Source organism: Salinarchaeum laminariae (genome assembly GCF_023204835.1).
GTDB lineage: Archaea > Halobacteriota > Halobacteria > Halobacteriales > Salinarchaeaceae > Salinarchaeum > Salinarchaeum laminariae.
Window position 1 is genome coordinate 1,661,847 of record NZ_CP096270.1, and the last position, 15,925, is coordinate 1,677,771.

At 67.5% G+C, this 15,925-nt stretch carries 11 protein-coding genes and 1 pseudogene; 3 read left to right on the top strand and 9 right to left on the bottom strand.

Annotated features, from left to right (window positions below):
* The first annotated feature begins 36 nt into the window (after nucleotides 1–36).
* Complete coding sequence (locus tag MXF70_RS07720) at nucleotides 37–924, top strand: SDR family oxidoreductase (protein WP_248515045.1); 888 nt, start codon at nucleotides 37–39, stop codon at nucleotides 922–924.
* A 31-nt stretch (nucleotides 925–955) separates the two neighbouring features.
* Here the strand turns inward: MXF70_RS07720 and MXF70_RS07725 are convergent, their stop codons facing one another.
* Entirely contained in the window at nucleotides 956–2,206 is a 1,251-nt protein-coding gene (locus MXF70_RS07725; protein WP_248515046.1) for an ArsA family ATPase, read from the bottom strand.
* Nucleotides 2,207–2,344: 138 nt separating this feature from the next.
* On the opposite strand from MXF70_RS07725, the gene MXF70_RS07730 reads away from it, so the two are divergent.
* A complete protein-coding gene (locus tag MXF70_RS07730; RefSeq protein ID WP_248515047.1) occupies nucleotides 2,345–2,977 on the top strand; it encodes a DUF47 domain-containing protein in 633 nt (210 codons plus the stop codon).
* Nucleotides 2,978–3,004: 27 nt separating this feature from the next.
* Here MXF70_RS07730 and MXF70_RS07735 read toward each other — a convergent pair whose 3' ends face one another.
* The 3 genes from MXF70_RS07735 to MXF70_RS07745 all read right to left on the bottom strand — a co-directional run bounded on the left by MXF70_RS07735 (nucleotide 3,005) and on the right by MXF70_RS07745 (nucleotide 6,164).
* Nucleotides 3,005–4,135 (bottom strand): pyridoxal phosphate-dependent aminotransferase, encoded by a 1,131-nt coding sequence (locus tag MXF70_RS07735; protein WP_248515048.1) that lies wholly within the window; start codon nucleotides 4,133–4,135, stop codon nucleotides 3,005–3,007.
* Nucleotides 4,136–4,259: 124 nt separating this feature from the next.
* On the bottom strand, nucleotides 4,260–5,042 hold the full coding sequence (locus MXF70_RS07740) for a hypothetical protein (protein ID WP_248515049.1): 783 nt from the start codon (nucleotides 5,040–5,042) through the stop codon (nucleotides 4,260–4,262).
* 81 nt (nucleotides 5,043–5,123) lie between these two features.
* Entirely contained in the window at nucleotides 5,124–6,164 is a 1,041-nt protein-coding gene (locus tag MXF70_RS07745; protein ID WP_248515050.1) for an MBL fold metallo-hydrolase, read from the bottom strand.
* A gap of 277 nt (nucleotides 6,165–6,441) precedes the next feature.
* On the opposite strand from MXF70_RS07745, the gene gltB reads away from it, so the two are divergent.
* Nucleotides 6,442–11,220 (top strand): glutamate synthase large subunit, encoded by a 4,779-nt coding sequence (gene gltB / locus MXF70_RS07750; protein WP_259370338.1) that lies wholly within the window; start codon nucleotides 6,442–6,444, stop codon nucleotides 11,218–11,220.
* Between the two features lie 560 nt (nucleotides 11,221–11,780).
* Here gltB and ggt read toward each other — a convergent pair.
* The 5 genes and pseudogenes from ggt to MXF70_RS07775 all read right to left on the bottom strand — a co-directional run.
* Entirely contained in the window at nucleotides 11,781–13,448 is a 1,668-nt protein-coding gene (gene ggt / locus MXF70_RS07755; protein ID WP_248515051.1) for a gamma-glutamyltransferase, read from the bottom strand.
* A 345-nt stretch (nucleotides 13,449–13,793) separates the two neighbouring features.
* Nucleotides 13,794–14,888 carry a tyrosine-type recombinase/integrase gene (locus tag MXF70_RS07760; RefSeq protein ID WP_248515052.1) on the bottom strand — a complete coding sequence of 365 codons (1,095 nt, stop codon included), beginning with the start codon at nucleotides 14,886–14,888 and terminating at the stop codon, nucleotides 13,794–13,796.
* A 188-nt stretch (nucleotides 14,889–15,076) separates the two neighbouring features.
* Nucleotides 15,077–15,265: a hypothetical protein gene (locus tag MXF70_RS07765; RefSeq protein ID WP_248515053.1), complete on the bottom strand. Its 189-nt coding sequence runs from the start codon at nucleotides 15,263–15,265 to the stop codon at nucleotides 15,077–15,079.
* Nucleotides 15,258–15,434, bottom strand: coding sequence for a hypothetical protein (locus MXF70_RS07770; RefSeq protein WP_248515054.1), 177 nt, complete (start codon nucleotides 15,432–15,434; stop codon nucleotides 15,258–15,260). The genes MXF70_RS07765 and MXF70_RS07770 overlap by 8 nt, the downstream gene beginning before the upstream one ends.
* A gap of 14 nt (nucleotides 15,435–15,448) precedes the next feature.
* A pseudogene (locus MXF70_RS07775) lies at nucleotides 15,449–15,796 on the bottom strand (helix-turn-helix domain-containing protein); the annotation flags it as partial.
* Nucleotides 15,797–15,925: the final 129 nt, after the last annotated feature.

The window sequence follows — 15,925 nt, forward strand, 5'->3', positions numbered from 1 at the left end:
TCGGGAGTTAACACCCGTCGTGCCGACAGTCCGCCCATGCCGGACGATTCGCGTCGCGGGGAGCTCCCCACCGACGGTGCGTCGAGCGACAGCGGTCGCGATCCGGGGACGGTCCTGATCACGGGCTGTTCCTCGGGGATCGGCCGAGCAACCGCACTGACCTTCCTCGAAGACGACTGGACGGTGTACGCGACGGCGCGGGACACCGACGACCTCGCGGAGCTCGCCGAGGCGGGCTGTGCCGTCGACGAGCTCGACGTCACGAAGCAACCCGACGTCCGGCGCGTCGTCGATCGGATCATGGAGGAGGACGGCCGGATCGACGCGCTCGTCAACAACGCTGGCTACGGCCTGTTCGGGCCGATCGAGGAGATCCCCACCGAGTCGATGGCCGCGCAGTTCGACGTGAACGTCTACGGCCCACACCGGCTCATCCGGGAGGTGCTGCCGTACATGCGCCACCAGGAACGGGGCGCTATCGTCAACGTTTCGAGCTTCTGGGGGCGGGTCTCTTTCGCCGGTGGCGGCGCCTACGCCAGTTCGAAACACGCGCTGGAGGCGCTTTCCGATTCGCTCCGGCAGGAGGTGTCGGAGTTCGGTATCGAGGTCTCGGTGATCGAGCCGGGGCCCGTCGACACCGAATTCACGGACCGTGCGGAGTCAGAACTCGACGAGCTACAGCCCACCGACGCCTACCCGTGGTTCCGGTCGGCGTTCGAGGACCTGAACGCGATCGGTGGTGGCGGCCCCGCTGCCGCCTCACCGCGGGCCGTCGCCGAGGCGATTCATCACGCTGCGACCTGTGAGGATCCCGATGCCCGGTACCCTGTCGGCGTGCCCGGCTCCGTGGCGATGCTCGGGCGGTTCCTTCCTGCGCGCTGGCGGGATCGACTGTTCGCGATCGCACGGCGGGTCCTCTCCTGACCTGGCCGACCGACACGCCAGTCAACTGCCCTCACTCCAGACACGCCGCGATGACCCGCAGCGACCGCTCTCCGCGAACCTCGTCGGCGAGCAGCGGCACACGCTGAATGGCTCGGCCCCGGAAGACCTCCTGGGCGCGGCTCAGTGCTCGCTGCTGGACGTCCCAGCGGCGCTGGCAGAACTCACAGTTCTCCAGATTCGGCGCCACGACGTCCTCGGCGGGCACGTCGTCGGTGACGTCCGCGAGATCCTCCATCACCTTGTTCACGACGACGGTCTCGACGGGGATCGAAAAATCGTCGAGCTGGCGCAGGAGTCGTTCGGATTCGATGACCGAAAGCTCCTCGGGCACCATCACGATCCGGAAATCCGTCAGCGCGGGATCGGTGAGCGTCTTGCGCAGACTCTCGATCCGATCGGAGAGCTCGCGAAGGCTCTCGGCGCCGGCCTCCGGGTCGGCCGTATCGCCGCCGAACATCCCCGACAGGCCGTCCATCAGCCCGGACATCTTCTCGCGCATGGTCAGGATCCGGCCCACCATCGAGTCCATGAGCTCCGGCAGTTCGAGCAGTCGAAGCGTGTGGCCGGTCGGCGCGGTGTCGACGACCACCCGATCGAATCGGTCGTCGTCCATGAACTCGACGAGCTGTTGCATCGCGACGGCCTCGTCCGACCCCGGCATCGTCCCGCCGAGCATCGACTGGAGCGGGTTGCCGCCGCCCATCATCGCACCGAGACCGCCCATCCCGCCGCCAGCACCGGCGTCGCTTCCATCGCCGGCCTGATCGAACGACGTGCCACCTCCGGCGGCATCGCCGCCCGCCCCGCCAGCGTCACCGAACATCGACATTCCCTCGTTCATCGCAGCCTCTGGATCGATCTCCGCCGCGTAGAGCGGCAGGTCCTCGCGCAGCCGCGTCGGTTCTGGACCGATCTCGGCTTCGTAGGTATCCGAGAGGGAGTGGGCGGGATCCGTCGAGACGACGAGCGTCCGGGTGCCCGCTGCCGCAGAGGAGAGGCCGGTCGCTGCAGCCATCGTGGTCTTGCCCACGCCGCCTTTGCCGCCGTAGAGGACGAACTCCGGCGTGTCGCTCGCGACCGGTGGAAGCCGGTCTACGTCGAGGGATTCGGACTCTTCGTGACCGACGCTGTGGCTACTCTCCGCCGTGACAGCCCGGTCCTCGTCCGACGCCGTCGCGTCGTCTGCTGTCGGTGGAACGTCGCCGTCGTCCTCGTCGTCGCTTCCGGCGTCGTCGACGGGCTCTACGTCGATGTCGCTCATACCCCGCGTTCGGCGCGCCGAACGGTTCAGGGCGTCGATGTCGACACTCGCACCCGCTCCGTGGGGGGTATTGACGGCTCTATAGGATCACGGAGGGCTCATAGCAACGCCCTTTCAGCAAACGACGAACCGATCCATATGGCTCAGCAGGGCGAGGCGTCGATTCGATACTCGTTGCGCGAACTGGCGGGCACTGCTGCGGAGTGCGTATCGTTGCTCCCTACTGCGATCAGGCTCCACGCCGAGGACGACCCCGGGTTCGACGGCGTCGTCGAGCGCTGCTCGGCGCTGGAGACTCGCTGTGACGAACTGGTCCAGTCGCTCCGACGATCAGTCGCAGACGACCGGCCGGCGTTCTCCGAGACGTACCTATTCGCGCCAGGGCTACTCGAACTGGCCTACGAGGTGGATCGCATCGCCAGCGAGTGCGAGCAGTTCGTCGCCGAACTCGAGGCGATCGACCCGTCGCTGTCCGCAGCGGCGGAGACGAGCATGGTCGAGCACGCCCAGCGGAGTGCCGCGGCGTGCGACCGACTCAGCCGCGGCGTCGATGCTGCCCTGAACGGCGAACCCTGTCGGACGGAGATCGACGCGATCCGCGTCGCCGAGTCCTCCTGCGACCGGCTGAAATATCAGGCGCTCTCAGACGCGGACGGTACTCCCGGCGAGGTGTTGTTGATCCGGGAGTTCGCGGTAACCCTCGACGCCGTGCCGAACGCGATCGAAGATGCCGCGGACGTCCTCGGCCAGCTTCGCGCCGGCGGCGTCTGATCGCAGCAGATCGAGTCGCGGTCGTCCTCACGCGAAGAACGATGCCAGCCGGTCGGCGGCCTCCTCGACGCGGGGCGTGACGAGCGCGAAGCGGATCCACTCTTCGCGCGCGTCGCCGAAGGCTTCGCCGGGCATCCCCGCGACGCCGACCTCGTCGACGAGCCGTTTGACGTTCTCGAGGGTCCCCGGGAACTCCTCGAAGCGCGCCATCACGTAGAACCCGCCGTCGGGTTCGGTGTACTCCGCGCCGGCGGCGTCGAGCGCGTCCGTGAACGTCGCGACGCGGTCGGACATCCGTTCCCGATTGCGCTGGTAGTACTCGGGCCCCGTCTCGCGGAGCGCCTCGAGGACTGCTTGCTGTGCCGGACGGCTCGTCGCGACGTTGACGAGCATGTGGCGGGTCCGCGCGCCGCCCACCATCGCCTCCGGTAGGACGGCGTAGCCGACCCGCAGCCCCGTGATCGCCATCGATTTCGAGAAGGCGTTCGTGACGACGACGTCGTCGACGTCGAGGGTCAGCGCGCTCTCGAAGCGCCCGGTGTAATCGTACCGATCGTACACTTCGTCGGCGATCAGCACTGCGTCGCGTTCCCCTGCGATCGCTGCGAGTTCGGCCATCGTGGCGCGATCGTAGACGGCTCCTGTGGGGTTGTTTGGCGTGTTGACGACGATCGCCGCGAGGTCGTCGCCGGCGGCCGTCGCCTGCTCGTGGACGGCAGCCGGGTCCAGCGTCCCGTCGGGCTCGGCGGCGACGAACTCTCGGTTCGCGTCGAGGAGGTCGCTCTTGGCCGGGTAGTACGGGTAGACCGGATCCGTGAGAACGAACGTCGGCTCCTCGGACGCCGATGTGCGCTCCTCGTGTCGATCGAGTGCGCCGGCCATCGCGAGGTAGTTCGCCTCGCCGGCGCCGTTGGTGACGATCACGCGCTCGACGTCGACGTTCCGGCGGGCGGCGATCTCCTCGCGCAGTTCGCCGAGTCCCTCGCTCGGTGGGTACTGAAACGCTTCGGAGTCGGCGTTCACGTAGTCGGCGAGCCCATCTCGCAGCGCCACAGGCGGCTCCCAGTCCGGCGATCCGCTGACCATTCCGATCACGTCACGGTCGGCGGCCGCGGCGTACTCCATGACGTGAAAGAAGAGTGGCCGATCGTAGTCCATGGCCGGTCACTGGCAGCGCCACCACGTGGCTCTTACGACCACGAGCTCCTCCGATCTCGTGGATCCAGCGACCGGAACCGTCCCTCCCTGTCGACGGTGGTGTCAGTGCGGTCCGTCCAGTCGATCACGCGACCGGGTCGGCTCCGGGACGGACGCGTTGAGCGTCCGCCGCGACGCCCCGCTGGCGAAGGATTGCTGCGACGCCCGGTGCGTTCCGGGCCGGCACGACGAGCACCGGGTGTTCCGCGTCGAAATCCACGCCCGCGCTGGCGATTGCTCCCGCGAACGACGCGTCAGTGCGCCGAATCGCCGCCGCTTCGGACAGCAGCACGAAGCCGACCAGCAACGCGACGGCGCCGACCACGAGCATCGCCGAGAGGAGCCAGACGAGCAGTCCACCGGCGAGCAGGAGGAGTGCGAGGGCGGCGATCGGCACGCCGACGGTCAGTGCCGCCACCGTCCAGGCGCTGACAGTCCACCAGGGGCTTCGTCGAGCGGCAGCGCACTGGAGCTCCCGAGTGTCTGGCTGGTGATCCGCTGGCTGGCGATTGGCTAGCCGGCGATCCGCTGGCTGGCGGTCGGCACCGTTGACGTCGATCGTCCGGAGCGGTAGATTACACTCCATTGCGGCGGCCGCGGTGGCGTCTTCGAGCGTCGGGACCGACGGCCGATCGCCGCGGAGTCGCCGAAGGGCGGCGATCACCACTCCAGGCGGGTTTTGGCGGAGCGTGGGACCCGAGACAGTCCGGCGATCGAGCGTCGGCACCCTGTAGAGTCCGGTCGCATCCGCGGGGATCCAGCGCGGGAGTTCCACGATAGCCCGTGGGTCGGCAGGGTCGACGCCGATGACGGTGACCGTGCGGTCCGTCCCGGCGTTTCCCGTCCCTGGCGATACCTCCGCGTCCATACGTGGACGGGGTCGGCGGCCCGCCTCAATCTGGCGGTTCTCGCGGCTGGCAACGGCTTCTCGTGGACGATCGGCGTCCTCTCACTCCGTCGCGGGCGAGTACTCGAAGGTCCCGTCGATCTCGTTTCGGGTGGCCTCGCCGTCGGTGACGAGCGCCTCCAGATGCGCCCACGCCTCGCCCGGGCCGTGCATGATGTGGATCTTCTCGAGGTCGCCGAACAGCTCCGCACTGACCTCCCAGGCCGTAGCAGGCCCGATATCGCCCAGCGTGTCGCGAGTGCGTTCCGTCCGCTCGTCGTGGTGGGTGAGGATCGCCTCGGCCCGGGCTGCGGGATCTTCGATCGGATCGCGGTGGCCGGGATATGCGCGGTCGAGGTCGGTTGCGGCGAGCCAGCGAAGGCTCGATCGGTAGGTCGCCAGCGGATGCTCGACGCGCGGGTCCGCGCCGCCGACGTTCGGCGTGTACTTCGGCAAGATTACGTCGCCCACGAACGCCTCGGGGCGGCGCTCGAACGTGAAGGCGGTGAGACCGTCGGCGTGGCCAGGGAGGTGGATCGCGCGGAGCGCCTCCGTTTCCGGTTCTTGCCCGTCCTCGGTGGGCGTGGTCCCGGTGGACTCCGCGGTATCGCTCGTGAGAGGGTCGCTCTCTTTGGAACTACTCTCCGGCCCCAGCGGGAATCTGTCGCCGTGCGTGAACGTCGTTACGTCTGCGGGCTCTCCAGCGAGTGTTTCCTGCCCGTCGAGGAAGGAGAGGAGCTCCTCGCGGGGTGCGTCGGGAATGCCCCAGCGCTCGAAACAGGCGCGCTGGAGGTCCAGGTACGCGTCGCGACCGCTGCCGTCGACGAGCGGCGCGTCGCGCTCGTGGACGAAGACCTCGGCACCGCTGTCTGCCTGGAGTTCGCCGGCGAGTCCGGAGTGATCCCAGTGCCAGTGGGTGAGGAGAATTCGATCGAGGTCGGCGACCGCGACGCCGGCCTCGCCGAGCCCCTCTTCCAGGCTCTTGCGGACGCTCACCGACGGTACGCCGGCGTCGATCAGCGTGGTCGGCCCGTCGACCGGGTCGAGGAGGTAGACGACGTTCTCGCCCTCGAAGACGGCGTTGTCGAGGCGAATCGAGTGCACGCCCGGTGCGAGGGCCGCCGTCGACAAACCAGTCACGGTCGTCGGTTCGGAGTGACCGTCCAACCCCGCCGTCTGAACGTGTCGAGGAACAGTAGATTCCCAGAAGAGCGACCGTACAAGCCGATTTCCTCGTAGTATCTGGACGATCGATGTGGTTTTGTTCTGAGAGTGTTCCGAACAGACGGTCCTGAAACAGGCTTAACATCCTTATATGCAATTAATATACATTTACCCTTTCAGGAACACGGTCTTATTGTGCGAGTGGCCACAGCTGGCTATGACCCAGCCACACGTAGGGGAGGATGGCGGTACGCCGAGCCCCGAGGGGCGAGATTCGTCGGACGGCCGGTCCGACGGCGACCGCGCCCATGGGCTCGCCGATCCACAAGATGAGCGATCGAACTGCGGCGTCGGCGTCGTGATGGATCTCGACGGCGGCACCACGCACGACGTTCTCGCGGACGGGCTCACGCTCCTCGAGAACCTCGAACATCGCGGGACGACCGGCGCCGAAGCGAACACCGGCGACGGTGCCGGCGTCCTGCTCCAGCGCCCCGACGAGTTCTTCGATGCAGCGGTCGATACCGAACTTCCTGACGTCTACGCCGTTGGCGCTTTCTTCTTCCCGCAGTCTGCCGACGCTCGCGAAGCGCTCCAGAGCCGCGTCGAGGACCAGCTCGCTGCTCACGATCTCGACGTACTCGCGTGGCGCCGCGTCCCGACCGACAACGCCGATCTGGGTGCGACCGCTCTGGACTCAGAGCCTGTCGTTTCCCAGGCGTTCGTTGCGCCGTCGGGCGACCTGCTTGCCGACGACGTCGCACCCAGCAGCGCGACTGTGGACGCGGTCGACGTCGACGGCTTCGACCGTGCGCTCTACGTTGGCCGCCGCGATCTCGAGACGACGATCGAGGACGAGCAGCCCGCCGGCCACGAGCGCTTCTACGTCGTCTCGCTGGATCGGAAGACGGTCGTCTACAAGGGGCTCTTGAAGGGCGATCAGGTCGCGGACTACTACCCCGATCTCACGGACGACCGCATGCGGACGACGTTCGCGATGGTCCACGCGCGCTTCTCGACGAACACGCTCGGCGCGTGGCATCTCGCCCATCCCTACCGCGGAATCATCCACAACGGTGAGTTCAACACAATTCAGGGCAACATCAACTGGATGCGGGCTCGCGAGACGGACCTCGAGAGCGACCGTCTCGGCGCCGACGGGCTCGAGGCGATCGAGCCGGTCATCAACGATCCCGAGCAGTCCGACACTGCCAGCGTCGACAACGCGCTGGAGCTCCTCACCGCAGGCGGGCGCGACCTGCCCCACGCCCTCCGGATGCTCATCCCCGAGGCCTGGCGCGGCGACGACGCGATGGACGACGCTCGGCGGGAGTGGTACGACTTCCACGCCTCGCTGGTCGAGCCCTGGGACGGTCCCGCGCTCGTCGCTGCGACCGACGGCGAGCACGTCGGCGCGGTGCTGGATCGCAACGGGCTCCGACCCTGCCGCTACGACGTGACTGCAGACAACACGCTGATCATGGGATCCGAAGCGGGCGCGCTCGAACCGGACTTCGGCGACATCGTCGAGCGCGGACGCCTCCAGCCCGGCCAGTGTTTCCTCGCCGATCCCGAGGAGGGCCGGATCGTCCCCGACGACGAGGTCTTCGAGGATCTCACCGACGATCGCTACGGCGAGTGGGTCGCTGAGCAGCAGGTCGACCTCGACGACGTCGCCGAGGACGATCTCTCGCCCGCGTCCGCTACGTCTGCAGGGGCCGACGGCGCCGCCGACAGCGAGGGGTCCGGTGCAGAGACCCCGCCCGATCTCCGCGAGCGACAGGCCACCTTCGGCTACAGCCACGACGAACTCGAGAACCTCATCGAGCCCATGATGAAGGCGGGCAAGGATCCGATCGGCTCGATGGGCGACGACACGCCCCTGTCAGTGCTCAGCGACTACAACCGCCCGCTGTTCACGTACTTCAAACAGCTGTTCGCGCAGGTCACCAACCCGCCGCTGGACTACATTCGCGAGGAGCTCGTCACCTCGATGGAGACCCGGCTGGGCTACCAGCGAAACTTCCTCGAGGAGTCCTCCGCCCACGCGAACCAGCTCGTCGCCGACTCCCCTGTCCTCACGGACGCCGAGACGGCGGCGATTAAAGACCTGGACGAGAACGGGCTCACCACCGAAGTCGTCGACATCACGTACGAACCGCCCCACGACGGGGCAGTCGACGAGGACGCAATCGATGAGGGTGACGACGCGCCCGACCCCGAACCCGACGTGCTCGGCTTCGATGGCGCGTACGGTGACGCACTGGCGGCGGCTGTCGAGCGCATCCGCGAGGAGGCGACCACGGCGGCGGAGGCTGGCGCCGACGTCGTCGTGCTCTCCGACAGAGACACTGGCGAGGACGGCGTCCCGATCCCGAGCCTGCTCGCGACCGGCGCCGTCCACCACCACCTCGTTCGCAACGGGCTGCGGAACCACGTCGGGCTCGTCGTCGAGTCCGGCGACCCCCGACAGGTCCACCACGTCGCGACGCTCGTCGGCTACGGCGCGGGCGCGGTGAACCCCTACCTGGCCTACGAGACGATCGCCGATCTCGTCGCTGGCGAGGACGGTGCGGATCTCGACGAGGCGATCTCGGCCTACGTCGGTGCCGTCGAGGACGGTCTGCTGAAGACGATGGCGAAGATGGGCATCTCGACGGTCGAGAGCTACCAGGGCGCCCAGATCTTCGAGGCGGTCGGGCTGGACGAGGAGTTCGTCGAGGAGTATTTCGAGGGGACGGAGAACCGTACCGGCGGCATCGGCCTCCCCGAGATCGAGATGGACCTCCTCGATCGCCACGCAGCGGCGTGGACCGACGCGGAGATCGACCGCTACGGAGAGTTCGAGCACCGCTCCGACGGCATCCACCACCAGTGGAACCCCGAGACCGTCGGCACGCTCCAGCGCGCGGTCCGCACCGGCGACTACGAGACCTACACCGAGTTTGCGGAACTGATCAACGACCAGGACGATACCCTGCAGACCCTCCGCGGGCTGCTCGAGTTCGACGACGACGAACGCGAGCCGATCCCGATCGAGCAGGTCGAGCCCGTCCACGAGATCGTCCAGCGCTTTTCGACCGCTGCGATGAGCCTCGGATCGATCTCGCCGGAGGCCCACGAGAACAACTCCATCGCGATGAACCGACTGGGCGCGAAGTCCAACACCGGCGAGGGTGGCGAGCCGCCCGAGCGCTTCCACACCGAGAAGGAGTGCAACGTGAAGCAGGTTGCGTCGGGCCGCTTCGGTGTGACCTCGGAGTATCTCACCTCGGCGGACGAGCTCCAGATCAAGATGGCGCAGGGCTCCAAGCCCGGCGAGGGTGGCCACCTTCCCGGGAAGAAGGTCAACGAGATGATCGCCCACGTACGCTACGCGACGGAGGGCGTCGGGCTCATCTCGCCGCCACCACTGCACGACATCTACTCGATCGAGGACCTGAAACAGCTCATCCACGATCTCAAGGCCGCGAACCCCGAGGCAGACATCAACGTCAAGCTGGTCGCCGAGGCCGGCATCGGTACGATCGCCGCCGGCGTCGCGAAGGCCAACGCCGACGTCGTCCACATCTCCGGGCACTCCGGCGGGACGGGCGCGTCGCCGAAGACCTCGATCAAGAACGCCGGCCTCCCCTGGGAGCTCGGCCTCGCCGAAGCAAACCAGATGCTCGTCGAGACCGACCTCCGGGATCGCATCCGCGTCTCCGCCGACGGCGGCATGAAGACCGGTCGCGACGTGGCCGTCGCGGCGATGCTCGGCGCCGAGGAGTACATCTTCGGCACCGCGTCCCTGGTCACCGGCGGCTGCGTGATGGCCCGGCAGTGTCACAAGAACACCTGCCCGGTCGGCGTCGCCACCCAGCGCGAGAAGCTCCGCGAGCGGTTCCCCGGCGAGCCCGAACACGTCGTCAACTACATGACGTTCATCGCGCAGGAGCTCCGCGAGATCATGGCCGAGCTGGGCGTCGAGACCGTCGACGAGCTCGTCGGCCGCGTCGACCTCCTCTCCCAGCGCGACGACGTCGACCATCCCAAAGCAAAGAACGTCGATCTCTCCGAGGTGCTGGCGGAGCCGGCTGGCGAGCAGCGCCGGAAGACCCGCGAGCAGACCCACGAGGTCGACGAGCAGCTCGACTGGGAGCTCATCGACGCCGCCACTCCCGCGATCGAGGACGGCCAGGCCGTCACGCTCGACGCCGAGATCGGCAACGAGGACCGCGCCGTCGGCGCGACGCTCTCGAACGCGGTCGTGAAGCAACACGGTGGCGATGGTCTGGCCGACGACGCGATTTCGGTCGATCTGGAGGGCACCGCCGGCCAGAGCTTCGGCGCCTTCCTCACCTCGGGCGTCTCGATGCATCTCACCGGCACCGCCAACGACTACGTCGGTAAGGGGCTCTCCGGCGGGAAGCTCACGATCTCGACACCTGCCGACGCCGGCTACGCGGCCAGCGAGAACGTCGCGATCGGCAACGTCGCGCTCTACGGCGCGACCCAGGGCGAATGTTACGTCAACGGCGTCGCCGGCGAGCGATTTGCCGTCCGGAACTCCGGCGTCCGCGCCGTCGTCGAGGGCGTCGGCGACCACGGCTGTGAGTACATGACCGGCGGCGTCGTCGCCGTGCTCGGCGACACCGGCCGGAACTTCGCCGCTGGCATGTCCGGCGGCATCGCCTACGTGTTCGACGGCGACGGCGACTTCGACTCCCGGCTCAACACCGGCATGGTCGAACTGGAGCGAGAGCTGTCGGATCGCGACGAGGCCATGCTCCGCCGGCTCGTCGAGAACCACGCCGCCTACACCGGCAGCGATCGAGCGGCGGAGCTGCTGGAGGAGTGGGAGACCGTCGTCGATCAGTTCGTGAAGGTAATGCCCGAGGCCTACTCCCGCGTGCTCGTCGAGAACGACGCCGAGGACGTGCGGGATCATCTGCCCGCGGCTGCTGAAGGGGAGGTTTCGGCGAGCGACTCCGGGCTGGCTGCAAGCGACGACTAGGGAATCAGGCCGATTTTTCTGAGATTCGTTCCACTGCACGCTGGTTGGGTCTTCTAATCACGGTAGCCAGGTTCGCTTTGAACAGTTCGGCTGCCTCCGAAAGCCCCCGATCGCTCCAGTCGCGGGGCTCGCTGTGCGCTTCACTCGCTTCGCTCGCTCCAGTGCTTGCTTCGCCCGGCTTCCCGGAGCGATCGGCCCCTTTCGATGTCCCCAGGGCTGCCGCGGCCTCGTCCTCCCCAGCCTCCTCCCTCGCATACGCTCGGTCGTCCCTCGCACGCTACGCGGCTGCTCGCGCAGCCGCGAAACGCGCGCCACCGCTCTCCACAGTGACTTCGCTCGATTGGGCAAATCACAGGGTGGGACTGAGCGAGAGTGAAGCTCGCGAGGTACGAAGGATCTCCGATCCTTCGATACTCCGGGAGGGGCTTCCGTGGCTGTTTGCTGTACCATTCACACCACCTACAACTGCATGCCCTAGTACCCAATCGAGCAGGCAGCTCGGAAAACCGACGACTAAGAACGTTCGACACAGCGCCACTCTCGGAATGAGCTACCCGAACTCAGTACCCCGACACCTGCCCGTCCTTCCGCGGCTCCGTCGCGCCGGACAACACGCCACCGTCGTTCCGGACGATCTGGGCGCCACCGAACAGCAGCGGCGGCAGGACCCCGACGTCGTGGCCCTTCCTGACGAGCGTCGTGGCGACGCCGTCGTGCATGCGCTCCTCGATCGCCAGGCTGCCGTCCTCGCGGTATTGCCAGCGCGGCGCGTCGAGGGCGGCCTGCAGGGGCATGTCGTAATCGACGACGTTCGAGAGCACCTGGACGTGGCCCTGGGGCTGCATGTAGCCGCCCATGACGCCGAAGGCTGCCCAGTCGTCGCGATCCAGCTTCGCGATGGCGGGGACGAGCGTGTGGAACGGCCGCTTGCCCGGTTCGAGGCTGTTGGGGTGGTCGGGATCGAGCGAGAAGGAGGCGCCGCGGTTCTGGAGCGCGATGCCGGTGTCGCCGGCGACGAGCCCGGAGCCGAAGCCGTGGAAGCGGGAGTTGATGAACGCGACGACGTTACCCTCGGCGTCGGCGGTGCAGAGCAGGACGGTGTCGGCGTCCTCGGCGGGGTCGTGCCCGGGCGGGCCGCCGGTGGCGTCCTGCGGGAAGCCGATCTCCGGGTTCTCGATCGCCTCATCCCCGATCTCGCTCGCGCGCTCTGCGGCGTAGGCCGTCGACGCGAGATCCGGCACGTCCTCGAACTCGGGATCGGTGACGTAGTGGTGGCCGTCGACGAACGCGAGTTTCATCGCTTCGGCGAAGGCGTGGACGCGATCGGCCGACTCGTAGGGGTGCTCGCCGGCGTCGATCTCGCTGGCGATGTTCAGGGCTTCGAGCGCGAGCAGCCCCTGGTTGTTCGGCGGGAGCTCGTAGACCTCTGCGCCGTTGTACTCCGTCGAGATCGGATCGGGCCACTCGACGGCGAACTCGGCGAGGTCGTCGGTGGTGAGGAACCCTCCCTGGGACTGGACCTCCGCGGCGATCGCTTCGCCGATGGCCCCTTCGTAGACGGCGTCGGCGCCCTCCGCAGCGATCGTCTCCAGCGATTCGCCGAGTTTCGGCAGCGTGACCGACTGGCCCACGTCGGGAGCGTCGCCGTCGAAGAGGTACGCGTCGCGTGCGTTCTCGTCGGTGAAGCGCTCCTCACCGTGTTGCCACTGCGCCGAAACGACCTCCGTGACGGGGTAGCCCTCGGTCGCGTACCGGATCGCAGGCTGGAGCGTTTCGGCGAACTCCAGTTTGCCGAGCCGCTCTACCGTGGCTTCCCAGCCCCGCGCGGTCCCGGGAACGGTGACGGCGTGTGGCCCTAACTCCGGCATCGTGGCGTTCTCGGGATCGGTGACGTCCTGCTGGTCAGGCGCACCGTGACCAGCAGCGACGGCCTCCCGAACGTTCTCGATCGTGGCGGCGGCTGGCGCACCCCCACAGGCTCGCATCGCGCCGACCTCGCCGTCGGCAGTTTTGTAGAGCGCGAAGGCGTCGCCGCCCAGCCCGGTCGAGGTCGGCTCGACGACGTTCAGCGCCGCGGCCGTGGCGACGGCGGCGTCGAAGGCGTTGCCGCCCTGGCGGAGCAGTTCGACGCCGGCCTCCGCGGCGAGTGGCTGGCTGGTCGCGACGATCCCCTCCGGTGCGTAGACGGTCGAGCGACGGGAGCCGAAGGCATCGACGTCTGGGTTCATGAGTGGGAGATTGCACCGAAATCTGATAGTGCTGTGGGAAGGGGAGGATCCTCGAGTCCCGTCGCTGTCGAACTCAAATTTATCCTCACTACTGTGCGCGTTCGGTCGTTGCTTCCAGCGGTAAGCATACGCCGAGCGCAGCGAGGCGTTTCACCGCGAGCGAGCCGTCGGCGAGCTCGCGGATCGTTTTTCCCCACGTTTTTGCGAGGAGGGGTTCCCGCAGCGAGCGCTAGCGAGCGAGGAAACCTCTCCTCGTAAAAAGTGGAAGTGGGGCCGCTGAGGTCCGCGGCTCTGTTTCTGCGATCGTCGATTGGTCTGGGTGTCGTGGCTCATGGGTTGGATTGCTCAGTAGGTCGCTGAAACGTGCTGACGCCGCGACTGCATGCGGCGAATCTTGTCGGGCAAATCGTAGTGCAGCCGGATCGTCTCCGGTGTCGCGTCGACGCGCTCGCCGACGGCCTCCGGCGGCCACCCCTGATCGCGCAGGTAGGTGATCACGCCGGAGCGGATCGGGTGGGGCGACCGACTCGATGGGCACCGCGCTTCGAGCCCGTGCTCGGTCGCCTCACATCTCTCGGGATCGCGGTCGTGTGGACAGTCTCCGAAGCGGCACGGCTGGGTCATGATGTAGACCTCGCGCCGGATGCTCGACTTCGAGACCCTCGCCGAATCGCCCTTCTGCGTCGTGAACAGCGGCCGACGGCCGTGTTCCTTCGCCGGGACTCGGTTGATCGTCACGTACTCCTGGATCCGGTCGGCGACCTCCCGAGTCACGCCGACCGGGCGCTCGCTCTCCAGGGCGTTCTTCAGCCGCGTGCCGTCGGTATCTGGGCGGTGCTGGAAGAACACGAACGGCAGCTCGACGACTTCCAGCACCTCCTCGTCTACGTCGTCGCGGTGGCGTAGGCGCTCCAGGTCGTCCTCCTGGAAGTAGAGGTCGGCGAGGTCGAGCGCCCGTAGCCCACCGATCCGGCACCCGGTGTGCCACAGGAGTTCGAACATCGCTTGACGCCGGGATGCTCGGGAGAATCTTTGCAGCTGCTCCCGGATCTCCTCGGCGCGGCTGGCCGGGAGCTTCTCCTGGCTCACCATCTCGGAGAAATCGTCAGGGGTCGGGACCTCGATCTTCTGCGGGAAGCCCTCCTCGACGGCGTTGATTCGCTCGCAGAACCCCAGGAACAGCTTGAGGGTCCCGATCTGGTTATTCAGCGTCGTGATCGTCAGGTCCTCGGCTCGTCGGTGGGACTCGTAGCGAAACACGTCGCGGCTACCGAGCTGGTTCAGGTCGTCGATCTCCTCTTGCTCGCACCATTCGACAAACGGCGAGAGCCGGTAGCTGTACGTCTGGATTGTGGAGTCCGCTCGCGTCGAGCGCTGGTGATCGAGCCACATCTCGACAGCTTCCGCTGGCTCGATCGACTCCAGGTCGTCGCCACTCACGCTGTGCCACCGTAGCACTTCGACCACCCGCACTCGGGGCAGTACGGACAACTGGAGGACTCACGGACGCGGGCAGCGCCGCAGTCGGGACAGGTCATGCTCCACCCGGCTGCGTCCCCAGCGGGTAGCCGCCGCGCTCCTCAACGCCAGCCAGCGGGTCAGCGTCGGGCTGTCCCTCGTCGCCGTCGTCACTCATCGCGATCACTCCGCTGGTCGATTTCATCCGGATCGGGCAGCTCCTCGGGATGCTCGTCGTGGAGGTGCTGCTCCAGTTCGTCCGCTTCGCGCTGAGGGTCCCACCTGGAGTGCCCGCTCCACGAGCAGTAGTAGCAGGACACGTAGTCTACGCCGGGCTTGCCGCCCACGAGATCACTCATCGCGATCACGCTCCTTGAGGACGCCCTCGATCGCGTCGCGGACCTCGGCGTCCGTCGCGGTGTCGCGGACGGGATCGCCGACGATCGTCTCACCGCGGGGCTCCTCGCGGGTGGTCGGCTTCGGCTCGTCGCGCAGCTCGCGCTCGGCCTCGTGGGGATCGACGCTCATGCCGATCCCTCCACTGACTGCTGGTGCTCCTCGCGATACGCTCGCCGGTTCTCGGCGCGCTCAGCCATGTCCTCGGCCTGGTCGTCCGGTCGCACCTTGCGGGTGATCTCGCGGGCTCGATCGAGCAGCGCGGTGCTCACGAACGCGACCAGTACCGGATTTCCGATCCGTTCCAGTACGCCAGAGTCCTCGAGCCTCGCGACGTGATACCGGATGGTGGACCGAGCGAGGCCGGTCCGCTCCTCCAGCGTCCCGTAGACCGCGCCCGCCTCCTCCGCGATCACGCGCAGGATGTCGTAGACGGCCGTGGTCGTCTCCTTGAGGGCCTCCCGGTAGATCTCGGCAGTCAGGTCCTCCGGGGGCTGCTGGAGGCTCTGATGGGTCGCGGAAAGCGTCTCGTCCGTCATGCCAACACCTCTGCGGATGCGAGTGTGTTTGAGTACATCCGATCGGGGCGATGGACGCGCCCGTAAAGGTCGGTCCTCTGAAGC

Bases quoted from the DNA above. Each gene is read 5' to 3' on its own strand.
- gltB (WP_259370338.1), top strand. From the start codon at position 6,442: ATGACCCAGCCACACGTAGGGGAGGATGGCGGTACGCCGAGCCCCGAG.
- ggt (WP_248515051.1), bottom strand. From the start codon at position 13,448: ATGAACCCAGACGTCGATGCCTTCGGCTCCCGTCGCTCGACCGTCTAC.
- MXF70_RS07735 (WP_248515048.1), bottom strand. From the start codon at position 4,135: ATGGACTACGATCGGCCACTCTTCTTTCACGTCATGGAGTACGCCGCG.
- MXF70_RS07740 (WP_248515049.1), bottom strand. From the start codon at position 5,042: ATGGACGCGGAGGTATCGCCAGGGACGGGAAACGCCGGGACGGACCGC.
- MXF70_RS07730 (WP_248515047.1), top strand. From the start codon at position 2,345: ATGGCTCAGCAGGGCGAGGCGTCGATTCGATACTCGTTGCGCGAACTG.
- MXF70_RS07725 (WP_248515046.1), bottom strand. From the start codon at position 2,206: ATGAGCGACATCGACGTAGAGCCCGTCGACGACGCCGGAAGCGACGAC.
- MXF70_RS07720 (WP_248515045.1), top strand. From the start codon at position 37: ATGCCGGACGATTCGCGTCGCGGGGAGCTCCCCACCGACGGTGCGTCG.
- MXF70_RS07770 (WP_248515054.1), bottom strand. From the start codon at position 15,434: ATGAGCGTCGATCCCCACGAGGCCGAGCGCGAGCTGCGCGACGAGCCG.
- MXF70_RS07765 (WP_248515053.1), bottom strand. From the start codon at position 15,265: ATGAGTGATCTCGTGGGCGGCAAGCCCGGCGTAGACTACGTGTCCTGC.